The organism is Microbacterium sp. UBA1097 (assembly GCF_002313585.1).
GTDB lineage: Bacteria > Actinomycetota > Actinomycetes > Actinomycetales > Microbacteriaceae > Microbacterium.
In genome coordinates this window covers 52,163-69,258 of record NZ_DCBW01000019.1, presented here as the reverse complement: position 1 = coordinate 69,258, position 17,096 = coordinate 52,163, and the positions used below count along the sequence as shown (strand labels likewise).

17 protein-coding genes are annotated in these 17,096 nt (G+C 67.0%); 7 read left to right on the top strand and 10 right to left on the bottom strand.

From position 1 onward, the window contains the following. Positions 1 to 18: 18 nt before the first annotated feature. The gene (gene rpsO, locus B4F19_RS05755) at positions 19 to 288 is read right to left on the bottom strand and encodes a 30S ribosomal protein S15 (RefSeq protein WP_228177722.1); all 270 of its coding nucleotides are present in this window, start codon (positions 286 to 288) and stop codon (positions 19 to 21) included. Between the two features lie 146 nt (positions 289 to 434). Between rpsO and B4F19_RS05750 the strand changes: the two genes are divergently transcribed. Beyond that, the gene (locus B4F19_RS05750) at positions 435 to 656 is read left to right on the top strand and encodes a DUF167 domain-containing protein (protein WP_292733292.1); all 222 of its coding nucleotides are present in this window, start codon (positions 435 to 437) and stop codon (positions 654 to 656) included. Then, a complete protein-coding gene (locus B4F19_RS05745) occupies positions 656 to 1,963 on the top strand; it encodes an MFS transporter (protein ID WP_228177720.1) in 1,308 nt (435 codons plus the stop codon). Before B4F19_RS05750 ends, B4F19_RS05745 begins: the two co-directional genes overlap by 1 nt. 71 nt (positions 1,964 to 2,034) lie before the next feature. On the opposite strand, the gene B4F19_RS05740 is transcribed toward B4F19_RS05745, so the two are convergent. Both B4F19_RS05740 and B4F19_RS05735 read right to left on the bottom strand, forming a co-directional pair. Beyond that, positions 2,035 to 2,598: a YceI family protein gene (locus B4F19_RS05740; RefSeq protein WP_228177719.1), complete on the bottom strand. Its 564-nt coding sequence runs from the start codon at positions 2,596 to 2,598 to the stop codon at positions 2,035 to 2,037. A gap of 179 nt (positions 2,599 to 2,777) precedes the next feature. Next, positions 2,778 to 3,146 (bottom strand): FKBP-type peptidyl-prolyl cis-trans isomerase, encoded by a 369-nt coding sequence (locus B4F19_RS05735; RefSeq protein ID WP_228177718.1) that lies wholly within the window; start codon positions 3,144 to 3,146, stop codon positions 2,778 to 2,780. 167 nt (positions 3,147 to 3,313) lie between these two features. Between B4F19_RS05735 and B4F19_RS05730 the strand changes: the two genes are divergently transcribed. The 4 genes from B4F19_RS05730 (at position 3,314) to B4F19_RS05715 (ending at position 6,657) form a co-directional block, all read left to right on the top strand. Next, on the top strand, positions 3,314 to 4,015 hold the full coding sequence (locus B4F19_RS05730) for a response regulator transcription factor (RefSeq protein ID WP_292733289.1): 702 nt from the start codon (positions 3,314 to 3,316) through the stop codon (positions 4,013 to 4,015). Continuing rightward, the gene (locus tag B4F19_RS05725; protein WP_292733286.1) at positions 4,012 to 5,028 is read left to right on the top strand and encodes a sensor histidine kinase; all 1,017 of its coding nucleotides are present in this window, start codon (positions 4,012 to 4,014) and stop codon (positions 5,026 to 5,028) included. The genes B4F19_RS05730 and B4F19_RS05725 overlap by 4 nt, the downstream gene beginning before the upstream one ends. 16 nt (positions 5,029 to 5,044) lie before the next feature. Further along, positions 5,045 to 5,653: a cytochrome c biogenesis CcdA family protein gene (locus tag B4F19_RS05720; protein ID WP_228177715.1), complete on the top strand. Its 609-nt coding sequence runs from the start codon at positions 5,045 to 5,047 to the stop codon at positions 5,651 to 5,653. 140 nt (positions 5,654 to 5,793) lie between these two features. Next, positions 5,794 to 6,657, top strand: a complete 864-nt coding sequence (locus tag B4F19_RS05715; RefSeq protein ID WP_228177714.1) for a fumarylacetoacetate hydrolase family protein — start codon at positions 5,794 to 5,796, stop codon at positions 6,655 to 6,657. 29 nt (positions 6,658 to 6,686) lie between these two features. On the opposite strand, the gene B4F19_RS05710 is transcribed toward B4F19_RS05715, so the two are convergent. The 3 genes from B4F19_RS05710 to B4F19_RS05700 form a co-directional block, all read right to left on the bottom strand. Next, positions 6,687 to 7,025, bottom strand: a complete 339-nt coding sequence (locus tag B4F19_RS05710; protein ID WP_292733281.1) for a DUF4190 domain-containing protein — start codon at positions 7,023 to 7,025, stop codon at positions 6,687 to 6,689. A 107-nt stretch (positions 7,026 to 7,132) separates the two neighbouring features. Further along, the gene (locus tag B4F19_RS05705; protein ID WP_292727365.1) at positions 7,133 to 8,605 is read right to left on the bottom strand and encodes an aspartate ammonia-lyase; all 1,473 of its coding nucleotides are present in this window, start codon (positions 8,603 to 8,605) and stop codon (positions 7,133 to 7,135) included. Positions 8,606 to 8,617: 12 nt separating this feature from the next. Continuing rightward, the gene (locus tag B4F19_RS05700; RefSeq protein ID WP_292733279.1) at positions 8,618 to 9,526 is read right to left on the bottom strand and encodes a phosphodiesterase; all 909 of its coding nucleotides are present in this window, start codon (positions 9,524 to 9,526) and stop codon (positions 8,618 to 8,620) included. Positions 9,527 to 9,571: 45 nt separating this feature from the next. Here B4F19_RS05700 and B4F19_RS05695 point away from each other — a divergent pair, with 45 nt between their 5' ends. Continuing rightward, a complete protein-coding gene (locus tag B4F19_RS05695; protein ID WP_414683149.1) occupies positions 9,572 to 11,689 on the top strand; it encodes a S9 family peptidase in 2,118 nt (705 codons plus the stop codon). 101 nt (positions 11,690 to 11,790) lie between these two features. Here the strand turns inward: B4F19_RS05695 and B4F19_RS05690 are convergent, their stop codons facing one another. The 4 genes from B4F19_RS05690 to B4F19_RS05675 form a co-directional block, all read right to left on the bottom strand. After that, a complete protein-coding gene (locus tag B4F19_RS05690) occupies positions 11,791 to 12,666 on the bottom strand; it encodes a DUF559 domain-containing protein (RefSeq protein WP_228177709.1) in 876 nt (291 codons plus the stop codon). Between the two features lie 212 nt (positions 12,667 to 12,878). After that, a complete protein-coding gene (locus B4F19_RS05685) occupies positions 12,879 to 13,907 on the bottom strand; it encodes a 6-phosphofructokinase (RefSeq protein ID WP_292733274.1) in 1,029 nt (342 codons plus the stop codon). 135 nt (positions 13,908 to 14,042) lie between these two features. Continuing rightward, complete coding sequence (locus B4F19_RS05680) at positions 14,043 to 16,193, bottom strand: DEAD/DEAH box helicase (protein ID WP_228177707.1); 2,151 nt, start codon at positions 16,191 to 16,193, stop codon at positions 14,043 to 14,045. 197 nt (positions 16,194 to 16,390) lie between these two features. Beyond that, the gene (locus B4F19_RS05675) at positions 16,391 to 17,011 is read right to left on the bottom strand and encodes a hypothetical protein (RefSeq protein ID WP_228177706.1); all 621 of its coding nucleotides are present in this window, start codon (positions 17,009 to 17,011) and stop codon (positions 16,391 to 16,393) included. Between the last annotated feature and the right edge of the window lie 85 nt (positions 17,012 to 17,096).

Genomic DNA, 17,096 nt, shown 5'->3' with positions numbered 1-17,096 from the left:
GATATACGCGGTTCGCGCTTAGCGGCGAAGCCCGAGACGCTCGATCAGCTTGCGGTAACGCTCGATGTCGATGTCTTGGAGGTAGCCGAGCAGACGACGGCGCTGACCCACGAGCAGGAACAGGCCACGACGCGAGTGGTGGTCGTGCTTGTGCTCCTTGAGGTGCTCGGTGAGGTCCTTGATGCGCTGCGTCATGAGCGCGACCTGCACCTCGGGGGATCCGGTGTCACCGGGGTGCGTTGCGTACTCTTCGATGATCGCCTTCTTGGTCTCTGCTTCCAGTGCCATAGAACGATCCCCTCTCTCTTCGTTGCGCGGTGCCCGTCACCTGCTGTGCGAGCTCTCTTTCTCCGCGGCCGATCTAACGGCAACCGAACAACTCTACCAGCCCCGGGGCAGAGCCCGCGAGCGCGTGCGCGGAGTAGCCTCATCAGGTGCGCATCACCGTCCGAGTAAAACCCGGGAGCCGGCGCGGCCCCCTGGTCGAGACGGTGGGATCCGATCTCGTCGTGTATCTCCGGGAGCCGGCCCGTGAGGGCGAGGCCAACGCCGCCCTCCCCCGAGTGCTGGCAGAACACTTCGATACCTCGCCGAGCCGCGTCTCAATCGTTCGGGGACACTCGGCGCGCATCAAACAGGTCGAGGTCGACCTGTGATGGCGCGAATCTCGCGAGACCAGTTCCTCGATCTTCGCCCCTTCCGCGCGAGCCCCGCCTTCGCGCGACTGTGGATCGGTTCCACCCTGGCCGGGCTGGGCGGGCAGCTCACGATCGTCGCGGTCATGCTCCACGTCTACGACCTCACGCAGAGCACCTTTGCGGTCTCGATGATCGCCGTCGTCGGGCTCGTGCCGATGGTTGTCGCGGGGCTCTACGGCGGAATGCTTGCCGACGCATTCGACCGTCGCCTGGTCGCACTGCTGGCGGCATCCATCACCTTCGCCTCCACCGCGCTGCTGGCTATCCTCGCATGGACCCAGTCCGAGACAGTGTGGTCGCTCTACGCGCTCAGCATCGTCAACTCCGCGGCGAACTCCGTGGTTCTCGCGACCCGCTCGGCGATCGTCCCTCGACTCTTACCGCGGCAGCTTCTCCCGGCGGCTGCCGCCCTGCAGGGCATCACCGTGGGCATCATGGTCATGGCGGGCCCGGCGCTTGCCGGGGTGCTCGTTGCAACGGTCGGCTACGCGTGGACCTACTCCGCCGATGTCGTGCTGATGACCTCGCTGTTCCTGGGGCTCTGGACGCTCCCCCGCATCGTCCCCGAAGGCGAGATCGTCAGACCCGGCCTCGAGTCGCTGCGTGATGGCATCGCGTTCCTCCGGCGCGCCGCGAACATCCGGTTGCAGTACATCCTCGACATCACGGCGATGACGTTCGGTCAGCCCCTCGCCCTGTTTCCCGCGATAGGCGCCGTGCTTCTGGGTGGCGGCGCGATCACCACCGGCGCTCTCACCGCGGCTTTCGCGGCCGGCGCTTTCCTCTCGAGCCTCTTCTCGGGCCGCATCGGACGGTACCGCGCGCACGGGCTGGGAATCGAGCGCGCGATCCTCGTCTACGGCGTCGCGATCCTGGCCTTCGGTGCCGTGCTCCTAGCTGCATCCTTCGGCGTCGGCGCCGCGGGCGGTGTCAGCGAGACCTCGCCCAACATCGCGCTGATCGTTCTGGCCGTGCTGGTTTTGGCCGTCGCAGGCGGCGCCGACAATGTCAGCGCGATCTACCGGTCGACCATGATGCAGTCTGCGGTGCCCGACAGCATCCGGGGCAGGCTCCAGGGGATCTTCATCGTCGTCGTCGCCGGCGGACCCCGAGTGGGGGCACTCTACGCCGGAACGCTCGCAACGTTCACGACCCTCTGGTTCCCGCCACTGCTTGGCGGACTGCTCATTCTGGCGATCGTGACCACGCTCGTGCGCCTCAGCCCAGGCTTCCGCGCCTACGACGCTGACAATCCGGTTCCCTGATCGGGCACGCCGACGAACGACGGTGGGGCGGATGCCGCAGCATCCGCCCCACCGGAAGGTCGCGCGTCGCCTCAGTCGGCCTGGAGGGCGCCCTGCAGGTCAAGCTCGATCGTCACGTCCTTGCCAACGAGCACGCCGCCCGTCTCGAGCGCAGCGTTCCAGGTCAGACCGAAGTCCTCGCGGTTGATGACAGCCTTGGCCGTGGCGCCGGCCTTGTAGTTGCCCCACGGGTCGTTACCGAAGCCACCGAACTCCACCTCGAAGGTCACCGGCTTGGTGACGCCACGAATGGTGAGGTCGCCGTCGACGAAGAAGTCACCGTCCTCGATGCGAACACCGGTGGAAACGAAGTCCATCGTCGGGTACTGCTCGGCGTCGAAGAAGTCGGCCGAGGCGAGGTGCTTGTCGCGGCCCTCATCCTTGGTGTCAACCGACGTCACGTCGACCGAGGCAGTCACGGTGGTCTCGAGGGGGTTCGCGGGAGTCACGAACGTCGCGCTCTTCACACCGAAGGTGCCCCGCACCTTCGAGATCATCATGTGCCGGACGGTGAAGTGGACCTCGCTGTGCGACGCATCAAGCTGCCACGTTCCCACGCGGTAGCCGGGGATCTCGACGGTTGTCGTTTCGGTCATGCTCTCTCCTCGGGAGTTCTCTGTGCCGCCAGTCGGCGACAAGAGCCCCAACGAAGCCACCAGCGGACTCTATTCCCGTGAATGGAAAAATTTCCGAGCGCGTCATCTCCTGGTCACGGTAGCGACGAAACGGCGGCGGATACCGAAGCATCCGCCGCCGCGCGATCAGCCAGCGAAACTCAGCCGACCGAGATCAGGTCGATGATGAAGATCAGGGTCTTGCCGCCCAGGAAGTGACCACCGGCGGGGCCGTACGCCAGGTGCGGTGGGATCACGAGCTCACGGCGACCGCCCTCACGCATCCCCGGAATGCCGTCCTGCCACCCCTGGATCAGCCCGCGCAGCGGGAACTGAATGCTCTCACCGCGGTTCCACGACGAATCGAACTCCTCACCCGAGTCGTACTCGACGCCGACGTAGTGCACAGTGACGCTGTCGCCGGGCTTCGCCTCTGCTCCCTCACCGACGATGAGATCGCGGACGACGAGTTCGGACGGAGCAGGGCCCTGAGGGGCATCGATGTCGGGCTTGGTGCGGTCATCAGTCATGCTCACCATCCCACCAGAGCCGGTCGCGGCGCGCAATGCGGCACCACGGTCGGCGGAAGCACTGAGCGCTCTCGTGTGAGCACCGGCTCTTTCGCCGGTCATTACGAACTCCTGACGGCAGAGCTTGCGCGGGTGCCGCGCACGCGGCGGATGCCTATAGTGGGGCCGTGGTGCGCCTGATGCTGGTCGAAGACGATCGGACGATGCGCGAGACTGTCGCGGCCTACCTGGCCCGCGCCGGGCACGACGTGGTCGCGGTCGCCGACGGAGACGCAGCGATATCGCGGTTCGCCGAGTCCGGCGTCGACCTGGTGCTGCTCGACCTGATGCTGCCCGGAACAAGCGGGCTCGAAGTGACGAGACGACTCCGCGCGATGCGGCGCGATCTTCCCCTCATCATGGTGACGGCGCGCACGCAGGAGCACGAGCGGGTCCAGGGACTGCTCGCCGGAGCCGACGACTACATCACGAAACCGTTCAGCCTGAGAGAGCTTGACCTGCGCATCCGTTCCCTGCTGCGTCGGGCCACCACGACACCCCGGGCGACCTCCGACATCCTCGTCGACGGGGATCTGCGCATCGAGGTCGCTGCCGGCCGGGCCGTTCGAGACGGGGAGGCCCTGACCCTTACCGCGCGAGAGTTCGATCTGCTGGTCTGGTTCCTGCAGCACCCGGGAGTCGTTCACAGTCGTGAAGATCTCATCCGCGAAGTCTGGGGATGGAACGTCGGAGATCCCTCCACCGTGACGGTGCACGTTCGACGCCTCCGTGAGAAGGTCGAGACCGACCCATCCCGGCCCACGCGGCTGGCGACAGTATTCGGCAAGGGGTATCGCTGGGACACTGACGGCTCGGCGGGCACACCATGACCCCGGACGAGAACGCCGTCGTTCTGTCGATCCTCACCACAGCGGGCGTCGGGCTGGCCGGCACCGCAATCGTGGCGGCGCTTCCCCGCTCCAAGCCCGTCGTGGCTGCCATCGCAGCACCGTTCGTCGTCGTCGCCTCGCTTGCCGCCGGCGTGGCCGTAGCCACCCGGCAGATGCTCATCGACGATCACACCTCCCAGACACTGCTCATTGTGCTGGCAGCGTGCGCACCGCTTGCACTCCTCGTCGGCCTGGTCCTGGCGCGCCGAGCCCGCGCCGTGGAGCGTGAGGCAGCCGCCGAGCGAGCCGACAGACAGCGGGCCCGCGAGGTCGAGGACTCCCGGCGAGAAACGGTCAGGTGGCTCTCCCACGACCTTCGAACGCCGCTGGCCGGCATCCGAGCATTGGCCGAGTCCGCCGCACAGGATGACTCCCCCGACGACCCGCCCGCGCGCATCGTCCGCGAAGTCGACCGACTCGACGCGATGGTCGATGACATCGTCGAGCTCTCGCGGCTCCACGGCCAGAGCCGGCGAGAAATCACCGCTGCCGCGCTCGATGACATCGTCTCGGACGCGGTGGCCTCGGTCTCTCCGCTCGCGACGGCCGAGGGAGTGCGGATCGAAGCGACTGCCCTCGGCGGTGAGATCGTCGAGGTCGAAGTCCGCGAACTCACCCGCGCCGTGACGAACATCATCAGAAACGCCGTACAGCACACGCCAGCAGGAGGTCGCGTTCTGCTCATGACAACACGTGCTGAGGGCTGGGCCGTGGTTTCGGTCACAGACGCGTGCGGGGGCATTCCGGCAGGCGATCTTCCGCACCTCCTCGAACCCGGCTGGCGCGGCGACTCCGCCCGATCCGGCAGAGGCATGGGCCTGGGCCTTGCGATCGTCGACGAGGTGGCCCGGGCCCACGGCGGGGCCGTCACGATCGTCGGGACCGCACCCGCCGAGGGCTGCACGGTGAGCCTGCGGCTTCCGGCGAATCACGCAGTTCTTACAGACCCATGACGAGCGCGGCGTTTGAGTGGCCAAGCGCCTCGCGGTCACCCTGTCGCTTGGCGCGAGTGTCACGGTCTTCACGCTGCTGCTTCGAGCTACCACGGCGCTCATCGATATCCCCACCCAGGTGTGGCAGATTGCCAGCGGCATCCTGCTCATCGTCCTCGGCCTGTTCTCGGTGTTCCCCGCGGCGTGGGACCGCATCTCGCAGCGCACCGGACTGACCGGCGCCTCCACGCGGAACCTGGATGCCGCCCACCGACGCGGCGGCACCGCCGGCGCGATCCTTACCGGCGCCGCTCTCGGTCCCGTGTTCACCTCGTGCAGCCCCCTGTTCGCCTATGTGATCGTGACAGTGCTTCCCGCGGAGCCGGCACGAGGACTGGCTTTGCTCGGCGCCTACGTCGTCGGCCTGATGGCCGTCCTGCTCGTGATCGCGCTGGCGGGACAACGGGCCGTCCGCCGGATGCGGTGGGCGGCTGACCCGCACGGTTGGTTCCGGAGGGGGCTCGGCATCCTGTTCATCGTCATCGGGATCCTCATCGCGACCGGCCTGATGCAAGACATCGAGGCCTGGATCCTCACCTCCTCACCCATCGCGCCGTGGGAGATCGGATCCGATATCGGTCGCTGACGCAGCTCGCCCGCGGGGCTCTTGACAGGGCACGGATGCAGCGAGAAGCTTGTTCTAGATCTACTCAGCGCCCGGATTCGACTCGCAGGCATCGCCGCGGCACCGGGCGCTGAGTCTTTGTTCAGCGCTAGCGTGGTTGAATGCGCTTCGCCCACGTTTCCCTTCCCGGGTCAGCCACGCCGCAGCTCGTGACCGTCGATGACGACGGCGCAGCCGTGGTGTCACTGCTCTTCGACGGGGCGCCCGCCACACTCAACGCACTCATCGAGGGCGGCGACGAGCTGCTCGAACGCGTGCGTACGACGGCCTTGAACGCTCCCCGGGTCTCCCTGGAGGGCGCCGTGTACGGCCCCGCTGTCCCTCGGCCGCCCGTCATCCTCGCCGTCGGCCTGAACTACGCGGCGCACTCCAGTGAACTCGGTCTGAAGACCGACACGGCGCCGACGGTGTTCGTGCTGTGGCCCAACTCCCTGACCGGCCACGACGGCACGACGAGCTGGCCCCGCACACTCAGCGAGTCCGTGGACTACGAGGCCGAGCTCGGCGTGGTCATCGGCAAGCCAGCCAAGGATGTCGCCCCCGAGACGGCGCTCGACCACGTCTGGGGCTACACGGTCGTCAACGACATCACGGCACGCGACATTCAGTTCGCCGAGGCGCAGTGGTCGCGCTGCAAGTCCTTCGACGGGTTCACTCCCGTCGGCCCCGTTGTCGTGACAGCCGATGAGATCCCCAATCCGCAGGACCTGCAGATCTGGACGGTCCTCGACGGACACACGCTGCAGGATGCCTCGACGAGTCAAATGGTCAGGCCGGTCTCCACACTCGTCGCGCATCTGTCGGCATCCGTCACCCTCCTACCGGGAACCCTCATCTCCACCGGCAGTCCGGGCGGTGCCGGATACTCCCGCGACCCGCAGGTCTTCCTCCGCGACCGTTCCACCGTGACCGTCGGGGTCGAAGGCATCGGTGCGTTAACGACGCACTGCCGGATCATCGGCTGATCCGGCAGTGCGTCAGGTGGCTTGCAGGATCAGCCGCAGGTGACCGTGACGCCGTTCACGTCGTGAACACCCGTACCCAGCTCCGAACACATAGCGAGCGCCGAGCCGAGCGAGCTGACGATGACAATCGCGATGATGATCCCGATCACCATGAACACGATCGAGAGGATGATGGCCCACAGTGCCGGAGTGTTCTTGGCTCCGACCTTGCGGCTCTGCACGAGCGCGACGATCCCGAGGATCAGGCCGAGCAGCTGGAAGAAGAAGGCGAGAATCAGGGCGACGATGCCGAGCGTCTTTCCCGGCACGGGGGCCGACGCTCCTGCGGGAGCCTGCGGGGCAGGCTGGTAGGCGGGTGAATCAGACATGGGCGACTCCTTGCGTCCATTGCGGGTGAGGGTGGTCGCACGCCATTGAGCGACCTCGCCGCAATCTAGCGGCTAATTCCCAGCTTCCGCAACGGCCCCAATCTGGGTTACAGGTCAGTGTCTCCGGTGGGAGCGTTCTCGAATCCGATGATGGGCATCGCCGCGGTCACGGCCTGAAGTCCCGAGAGCCGTTCGGGCGAGAGTTGCTTGTCGACTTCCGCGCGTGACATGAGTCCGCCTTCGACCACCAGATCGGCGATGTTTCGGCCCGACACGAGGGCAGACTTTGCCAGGGCAGCAGCAGCCGCGTAGCCGATGAACGGCGTCAACGCTGTCACGACACCGACCGAGGCTCCGACCGACGCCGCAAGCCGCTCACGATTCGCCGTGATGCCGTCCACGCAGTTCACTCGCAGTGTGCGCATCGCGCGTCGCATCCAGGTGATCGATTGGAAGATCGAGTGAGCGATGATCGGTTCGAAGGCGTTCAGCTGCAGTTGGCCGCCCTCGACGGCCATTGTGACGGTGAGGTCCGCGCCGGCGACGGCGAACGCCACCTGATTCACGACCTCTGGGATGACCGGATTCACCTTTCCGGGCATGATGCTGGATCCGGCCTGGCGGGCAGGTAGCGAGATCTCACCGAGACCCGCCTGCGGGCCCGACGAGAGCAGCCGAAGGTCGTTCGAGATCTTCGAGAGCTTGATGGCGTTGCGTTTGAGGGATGCCGAGAACGACATGAACGCCCCGGTGTCGCTGGTCGACTCCACGAGGTCGGATGCGGTTTCGAGATCCAAGCCCGTGATCTCGCGCAGGTGTCGCAGAACCGCAACCGCATAGTCGGGATGCGCGGTGATGCCAGTGCCGATCGCCGTCGCGCCGAGGTTCACCTCGAACAGCAGATGTGCGTTCTCGGTGAGGCGCTGGTAGTCCTGACCCAACGTCGTTGCGAAACCGTGGAACTCCTGCCCGAGAGTCATGGGGACGGCATCCTGCAGCTGCGTGCGGCCGACCTTCAGGACGTTGTGGAACTCGCTCGCCTTGCGCAGGAACGACTGCCGCAGCAGGTCGAGCTCCTCCAAGAGCGTCTGCAGGTCAAGGCTCAAGCCGACCTTGATGGCCGTCGGGTAGACGTCGTTGGTGGACTGGCTGCGGTTGGTGTCGTCGATCGGCGAGAGGAACGCGTAGTCACCCTTGGGGCGGCCGGCAAGCTCCAGCGCGATGTTGGTGATGACCTCGTTGGCATTCATGTTGGTGGAGGTGCCCGCGCCGCCCTGCACGACTCCGACCACGAACTGGTCGTGGTAGCCGCCGTCGATGACCAGCTGAGACGCCCGGTCGATCAGCGCCGCCTTCTCGCGGTCGAGCACGCCGATCTCGGCGTTGGCTCGCGCCGCCGCCTGCTTGACCATCGCGAGGGCGCGCACGAGATCGGCATACACCGAGATCGGGCGTCGCGAGATCGGGAAGTTCTCGAGGGCGCGTGCGGTGTGGATTCCCCAGTACGCGTCAGCCGGGATCTCCATCGATCCCAGAGAATCAGTTTCGGTGCGCGTCGGGGCGGCGGTGTGGTGCGTCATTGTTCCTGCCGTTCATGAGCGCTTTCGAGAGAAGGCTTCGAGGCGCTCGTGGGGGGTGAGTGCCGCCATCCGCTCGACCCACTCCTCGGAGAAGTAGTCGCCGGTGTCGGCGTCGACGACCGGCACGACGGCGTGCGTGATCGTCGCCTCGTACACGTGTACGAGGTGGAAGGACTGCCCGGCGTCCATGCCGTTGACCTGCTGCGCGGGCCGGGCCAGATTCATGGTGTAACAGGTAGCTGCCGACACTGACACGGGAACGCCCGCAAAGGTCCCGCTCGTCGAATAATGCAGGTGGCCTGCGAGGATGCCGCGGACATCGGTACCTGCGATCACGTCGGCGAGGCGCTGCTGGTCGCGCAGTTCGAGAATGTCGAAGAACGGCAGATGCGATGGGATCGGCGGGTGGTGCATCGCGATCAGCGTCCCGAGCGGGGCGGGAGTCGCGAGCTGCTCCCGAAGCCAGCCGAGCTGGCCCTCGTCGAGGTTGCCGTGATGCCAGCCCGGCACTGAGGTGTCGAGGGCGATAAGCCGCAGGCCATCCAGATCCCAGACACCGGTCACCGGCTCCTGCGTCGGTTCGGCATCCAACAGCTGCTCGCGAAGCGCCGGCCGCTCATCGTGGTTGCCTGCCACCCAGACCAGCGGTGCAGCAAGCTCCCGGGCCAGGGGCTCCAGGAGCTCACGCAGGTCACGGTAGGCGCCGGGCTCGCCCTCGTCGGTGAGATCTCCGGTGACGACGATCGCGTCGGGATGGATGCCGAGGCCGCGCACCTTCTGCAGGGTCCTGCCCAGGTTCGCCGCCGTGTCGAAACGCCCGCCGAGCGGCCGATTGGCATCGAGAAAGTGCGTGTCGCTCAGGTGCACGATCGTCCGAAGTGCGGGCGGATACTGACCGAAACGGACGGGAGCCGAAGCCATGCCGCCAGCATACGTCGCACGGGCGACGCGGCCCTCTCGACTAGCGTGGGTCGGGTGAGATCCGCCCCCGAAGCACCCCGCGCCGCCCGCCGCCCCGTCCCGCGTTCCCACCATGGCGACGAGGTCGAGGATGCCTACGAATGGCTCCGAGCGAAGGACGACGCCGGCGTCCGCTCCCACCTGGAGGCCGAGAACGCCTTCACCGAGGCGCGCACCGCGCACCTCGCGCCGCTTCGCGAGCAGATCTTCGAGGAGATCCGCTCCCGCACGCTCGAGACCGACATGTCGGTGCCGGTGCGACGGGGGCAGTGGTGGTACTACACCCGCTCGGTCGAGGGGCAGCAGTACGGCATCCATTGCCGCGCACCGTTGGGCTCACCCGACGACTGGGACCCGCCCGCCCTCTCCCCAGGTAGTGAGGTTCCAGGCGAGCAGGTGCTCTTGGATGCCAACCGCGAGGCCGAGGGCCACGAATTCTTCGCCCTCGGCAGCTTCGAGGTGTCCACCGATACGACCCGGTTGCTCTATGCCGTCGACACGGTCGGCGACGAGCGCTACACGATCCGGGTGCGCGACCTCGAGAGCGGTGAGCTGCTACCCGACGAAATCCCCGATACGTTCGCGGGGGCGACGTTCTCACCCGACGGCCGCCATATCGTCTACACGACGGTCGACGAGGCGTGGCGACCCGACACCGTGTGGCTCCATGAGGTCGGCACCGCGGCATCCGCGGATCGCACGCTCTTCCACGAGCCCGACGATCGGTACTGGGTCGGTGCGGGATTCACGCGCAGCGACCGCTACCTGGTCATCGAGCTCGGGTCCTCCATCACCTCGGAAGAGTGGCTGATGGATGCCGACGACCTGTCGGGGCAGCCCCGCGTCGTGTGGCCCCGACAAGAAGGCGTTGAGTACTCGAGCTCCCACGCTGTCGTTGACGGCGAAGACGTGCTCTACATCGTTCACAACGACCAGGCGCTCGACTTCGAACTCGTTCGGGTTCGCGCCGCCGATCCGCAGGGCCCGCGCGAGGTCGTGCTCGCGCATGAGCCCGGGCAGCGCCTGCTCGGCATCTCAACCTTCCGAGACTGGGCAGTGCTGGCCTACCGGCGCGACGGCCTCTCTCGGCTCGCGACCTTTGACTATGCGACCGGGTCGCCCACTGAAATCGCCTTCGACGAGGAGCTGTACGACGTCGGGACTGCAGGAAACCCCGAGTGGGCACCGCCGATGATCCGCGTCGCGTTCGGATCGTTCGTAACGCCCTCAACGGTGGTCGACCTCGTGGTCGCGACCGACGAGCGCCGCATCCGCAAGCAGCAGCCGGTGCTCGGCGGCTACGACCCTGCCGCCTACGGGCAGCGGCGGGTATGGGCACTCGCCGAGGACGGCACGCGGATCCCCGTTTCGCTCGTGTGGCGGCGCTCCTTCGGGGAGCCGGGCGAGAAGCCACGCCCACTGCACCTCTACGGCTACGGGTCGTACGAGCACTCGATCGATCCGGCGTTCTCGATAGCGCGGCTGTCGGAGCTCGACCGGGGTGTCGTGTTCGCTGTCGCGCACGTGCGCGGCGGCGGCGAGATGGGGCGCAGCTGGTACGAGGACGGCAAGCTGCTGAGCAAGCGCAACACGTTCACCGACTTTGTCGCGGTAGCCCGGCACCTCGTCCACAACGGCTACACGGATGCCGAGCACCTCGTTGCCGAGGGCGGCAGCGCCGGCGGCCTGCTCATGGGCGCGGTCGCCAACATTGCGCCGGAACTGTTTGCCGGCATCCTGGCTGTCGTTCCGTTCGTTGACGCGTTGACGACCATCCTCGATCCGTCGCTGCCGCTGACGGTCATCGAATGGGACGAGTGGGGCAATCCCCTCGAGGATCCGGATGTCTACGCGTACATGAAGGGCTACACGCCCTACGAGAACGTGCGCGAGGGCGTCACCTACCCCCGAATCCTCGCCGTCACTTCCCTCAACGACACCCGCGTGATGTACGTGGAGCCGGCCAAGTGGATCGCGCGGTTGCGCGAGGTCGGTGCCGACGCGCTCTTGAAATGCGAGATGTCAGCCGGGCACGGTGGTGTCAGCGGGCGCTACAACTCGTGGCGCGAGCGGGCCTACGAGCTGGCCTGGATCTTCGACGTCCTCGGGGTTGCCGACGCCTGATCCGCTGGCGCGCGCCGCCGCCTCCCGCCTCCTGCGGCCTCCCGCCTCCTCCCGCAGGTAGGAGAAATCACCGGCGTAGGACGATTCAACGCCAACACCTCCTACCTCCGCGAGAACGCCCACCTGCGGGATGCGAGCGGCTGTCGATGGAGGCCCTGAGCGACGGCATCCGTGACTGTCGCCGTCACGTAATCGGGCTCGAACAGGACCTGATGATAGTCGAAGCGCAAGACGGTGAAGCCGCGCAGGGCGAGTCGAGCATCAGCCCGAAGATCCCGGCGGCGATCGGATGCTTGGTGATGAGCGAACCCGTCGAGCTGAATGGCGAGGCGATCGCCGATCAGCCCGTCCAACGGGTGTCCGTCGACCCAGACCTGCTGCGCAACGGTTACGCCGATGCCGTGCATGAGATGGAGGAAGTGTGTTTCGATCCCCGAGTCGGACAGGAGCGATGCCACCTCCGCCAGCCGCCGCGCCCGCCCGCTCCCCCATTGGACGCGCTCCAGCACGTACCGGTCGGTGCGACCGCTGCGCAGCGCTGACTCCCACACGGCGGCCGCGTCAGCCAGCGGCACACAGCGAGCCACATGGAAGAGCACATTGACGAGCGGCTCGGCGGTCTGAGTCGGCGAGGTCGGCGCCGGCCCACCACCCCAGTGCAGCCGTACTCCGGGAGCACGGACCCGCGACGCCGTTGGCTCCACGGCTACGTGCACGTCGTCGTGGTGTGGGGTCCATAGTCCCAGCGCCGATGCTGCGCTCAGGCAGGTGAGTCGTCCGCCAGCCGTCGCCGCGGTTCGCCGCGCCGGATCGCAGCCAGGACCCACGAGCCAGCTGCGCCGCACGCGCTCGAGCACCCCGAGCGCGATAGCAGTACGCACCACGTGCATGGTGAAGCCAGCGGCGGCAATCGACCGTGAGTGCGCGGCGCCGCCGCATCCGTCGACCCATGCCACAAGCTCGTCCACGCTCCGCATCCGTCGACTCTTGCGTGCGCGACCCGACGCGAGCGTTCGGATACGCAGAGTGTGGATGCCGCAGGTCGTATGCCCCCCGGGGAGGAGCGACGCGCCCCTACCTGAGGTAGGAGAAATCCCCGGCGTAGGACGAATCGACGTCAACACGTCCTACGCTGCGAAGAAGTCCTACCCTCGTGCGCGAGCGGCAGCGTTCGGGCGGATGTCGCGGATCAGCCGAAGAGGGCGGCAGCTTCCTCGTAGCGGTAAAGCGGGACGGTGTTGAGCTCGCCGAGCGCCTCTTCGAACGAGACGCGGACGATGTCGGTTCCGCGCATTGCGACCATCTGGCCCCAGGCGCCGTCGACGAGCGCGTCAGCCGCGTGGAGTCCGAGGCGAGTTGCGAGGACGCGGTCGAACGCCGAGGGCGACCCGCCACGCTGGATGTGGCCGAGCACTGTCGCGCGCGTCTCGATCCCCGTGATCCGCTCGATCTCGGGAGCGATGAGCTCACCGATACCACCGAGGCGCGGACGGTTGAATGCGTCCAGACCCTTGTGGCTGTGAGCCTCATCCATGCCGGTGATGGTGAAGCCTTCGGAGACGACGACCAGAGGCGCACGTCCGCGATCATGGGCGCTCGTGACCTGCTGGCAGATCTCGTCGATCGACATCGGGACTTCGGGGATGCAGATGACATGCGCTCCCGCTGCAATGCCGGCGTGCAAGGCGATCCACCCGACGTGGCGACCCATGACCTCGGCGACCATGCACCGCTGGTGGGAGTCGCCCGTCGTGCGAAGGCGGTCCATCGCATCGGTGGCGATGTTCACGGCGGTGTCGAACCCGAACGAGTAGTCGGTGGCGCGCAGGTCGTTGTCGATCGTCTTGGGGACGCCGAGGACGTTGATACCGTCCTTCCAAAGGCGGTTGGCCGCGGCGAGCGTGCCTTCACCGCCGATGGCCAGGATGCCGTCGATGCCCGCATCCTCGAGCGTCCGAGCGATGTTCTCGGCTCCGCCGCGAGGTCCCTCATAGGGGTTGGTGCGGCTCGTGCCGAGGATCGTGCCGCCGACCTTCGACAGACCCTTCACGTCGTGGCGCGAGAGCGGGAAGAAGTCCCCGTCGACGACGCCACGCCATCCGTCACGGATGCCGACGAAGTCGAGTCCGTATGCCGTCGTGCCCTTGAGGACCACGCCGCGGATGACCGCGTTCAGACCGGGGCAATCGCCGCCGCTGGTGAGGATGCCGATTCTCATGTGCCGTCCCTGTTGGTGTTTCCGGATGCAAGGTGGCGACGTTGCCTCCACCGACACTAGCGTCCGCACCGCGCAGCATCCATCCCCGGGCCGCCGTGATTACTCGACGCACCCCCGGCTGCCGGCGCGCGGCGCTCAGTCGACCTCGCCCAGCGCCTGCCGGAGCAGGTGCATCAGCGCCGCAAGCTGCACGGAGTCGCTCGAGGCCGGGTCGACAGCTTCACCGTCGAGAGCACGCAGCGCGAGCCCCTGCTTGGTGTCGATCAACTCGGCGATCTTCGTGTCGATCGTGTGCGCGGCGATGATCCGCCACGCCGTGACCGGCTCGTCCTGTCCGATGCGATGCACGCGGTCGATCGCCTGCGTCTGCTCGGCAGCCGTCCAGCTGAGTTCTGCGAGAACCACGTTCGAGGCTGCCTGCAGGTTCAGGCCGACGCCGGCCGCCGTGAGCGAACACACCGCGATTGCGACACCGGCGTCCTCGTTGAACGCATCGATCGCCTGCTGGCGAGCTGCCGTGGTCTGCTCGCCACGGATCGAGACTGTCCGAAGGCCCGCCTGCGCGAAGTGGCGCTCGGCGGCGTCCATGACATCGATGTGCTTGGCGAAGAACACGACCTTGCCGACCGAGCGCTGCAACTGGGCCGCGTAGTCGGCGGCAACAGTGGCCTTGGCCTGGCCGATACGGCGAACCATCGTGAACACGTTCTCGCTGCCGGTACCGGCCGCCTTCGACTCTTCGAGTTCGCCCTCCGCGACGAGCCGGACGATGTCCCCGTCGATCTCGCCGGGCGCGAGCCCGCGATCGCCGCGCGCGTCGATGATGCGCCGGTACTTGGCCGCCAAACGCGCACCGAGCTCTTGCTCGGCTTGCCGGATCGACCGCCCGTATTCGTCGTCGAGTTCCACCGGCAGGTCGGCGATGAGCTTATCGGGCAGGTCGGCGGCGACATCCTTCTTCTTGCGCCGCACGATGCCCATCGAGATCACGGCGGAGCGCGCTTCGGGATAGAACGCCTTGTCGGCCGGGGTGAGCCCCGTCTCGTCAAGCTTGGTCATCAGCTCCGCGCCGGGCTTGTCGCCCGTGGTCCAGCCGAGGAACCGCCAGATCGCGTCGAAGTCTTCGACGTCATTGATCAGCGGTGTACCGGTCAAGGCGAGCAGCAGCGGATTGTGGACCTGCTCCTTGATGCGGCTGGCCAGCGCAAGAACGTTCTGCGAGCGCTGCGACGTGAGGTTCTTGATGAAGTGGGCTTCGTCAACGACCATGCCCTTCAGCCCGATCGAGCCGAGCCATGACAGGTGCCGGTCGAGAATCTCGTAGTTGACGATGAAGACGTCGGCGAAGGCATCCAGATCTTCACCGTCGCCCGAGATGACCGTGGCGCGCCGGTGCGGCGTCCACCGCTCAACCTCGCGAGCCCAGTTCATCTTGACGACATTGGGCACGACGGCAAGCAACGGGTAGGCGCCGGCGACGGATGCCGCGAGCACCGATTGCGCGGTCTTGCCCAGGCCCGGCTCATCGGCCAGCAGGAACGTGCGGTGCCCCTCGCGCACCGACTCCAGGAACCGTGACTGGTGAGGCATGATCTCGAGGCCGCGCGGTGAGAGCCGATCGAACTCGGGAACCGGCGGAAGCTCCATGGATGCCGCCGCGCCTCCGGCGCCGGTCTCGAACGCCTTGTAGAGGGGACCCATGAGTTCCCATCCGTCAAGGCGGCGACGGGGGGTGTCTCGCGGAGCGCGGGCGGTGAGATCCGGAGCGAGGAACGGGTTCGCCATCTGTCGCGCCTCGATCGAGGCAGGGACCACCTGACGCTCGGCGAGCGCTGCGGGCACCACCTGCTGCGCGGGAGCCGGCGTGTCGGTGATGATGAGTTCGTCCGGCGGGAGTTCGGCGCCTGATTCCAGCAGCCAGTCGCGGCGCATACGACGCGCCACGGGCGAGGTCGCCTGATCGACTTCGAGCAGCTGGATGAGGGACGTGTCCCGCGCAGCGGTCTTGGCGAGGATCGTCGCGACACCGTCGAGCCGCTTGAGCAATTCGACACGCGCGGCATCCGTGAGCGACGTATCGGCCTTGACCCTGGCCCGCTCCTCGCGCACGAGGAACGCAATGACCTGGAACTTCACGCGGTTGGTCGGCCCGAGCTTGCCGCGCTGGGCCTTCGCCTCGACCTCGCGCACCTTGCGCGCGAGGATCGGGATGATCGGGGCCTCATCGTCGCGGCGTGCGGACGAGGATTTCTTGCGCCGCTGGGCGGCGGTTGCCGTAGCCGGCATGCTCCTCCTGAGCGTTGGTACATCTGTGACCGCCGCCATCGTGGCGTCGGATGAGCGTCTGCAAAGACGCGATCTCACTCGAACATCGACACCTGCGGCTCACGACAACACGGGCACTCGCTTCTGCGAACCGTGCAGTGTGACGCGGCGTCTCCCCTAGTCTAGCGCGAGTGGCCCGCGCGCCATCGCAGGACTCGTCAGGGCCACAGCGTGGCGACGATGTCCTCCGTGTAGCCGTCGGGCGAAAAGTCCACCCAGTGGGTTGCAACCCAGCCATCGCCCTGCAGGTAGTGCGTCTCACCGATCGTCACGATGTTGTCATTGCGATCGATGGTCTGCTGCTCGATGCGGCACACCGTGCCGGCGCCGAGTTCCTCACACGCCATGCCGGAGCCGGCGAAAGCATCCATGAGCGCCGTGGATTGGTCGGCTGAAACGACCGAGACGTTTGTTACGAGCCCCGGCGCCCCGGCGGCACCCCAGGAGCAACGCAACGTCGGGATCCCGGAGTTCAGGATCTCCAGGGCAGCAACGTTCTCTGTCGCGTAGATCGTGATGCCGGGGTCGTTCAGCGGCGGGTTGGTGCTGTTCAATTCCTGGAGCATTGTGGGCGAGTACAGCGCGTCGCACGCTCCCGGCAGCGTGAATCCCGCCTCCGCGGTCGGCGACGGCGTGGCCGACGACGTTTCGCTCGGAGCGGGGGCAGCCGAGGACTCGGATGCCGTGGGCGCAGGAGTCTCGGAAGGCAGTGCGTCACAGCCAGCGAGCACGAGGGCGCCCGCGATCAGCACCACGGCGGCGAGGGATCTCGAACGCATCCTGTTCTCCTTGGGCTCGACAGCACGAGCGACGATACCTCGCGCTTGCCTGATCCGGTGTCCCCCGCGCCGACCGGTGCGTAGG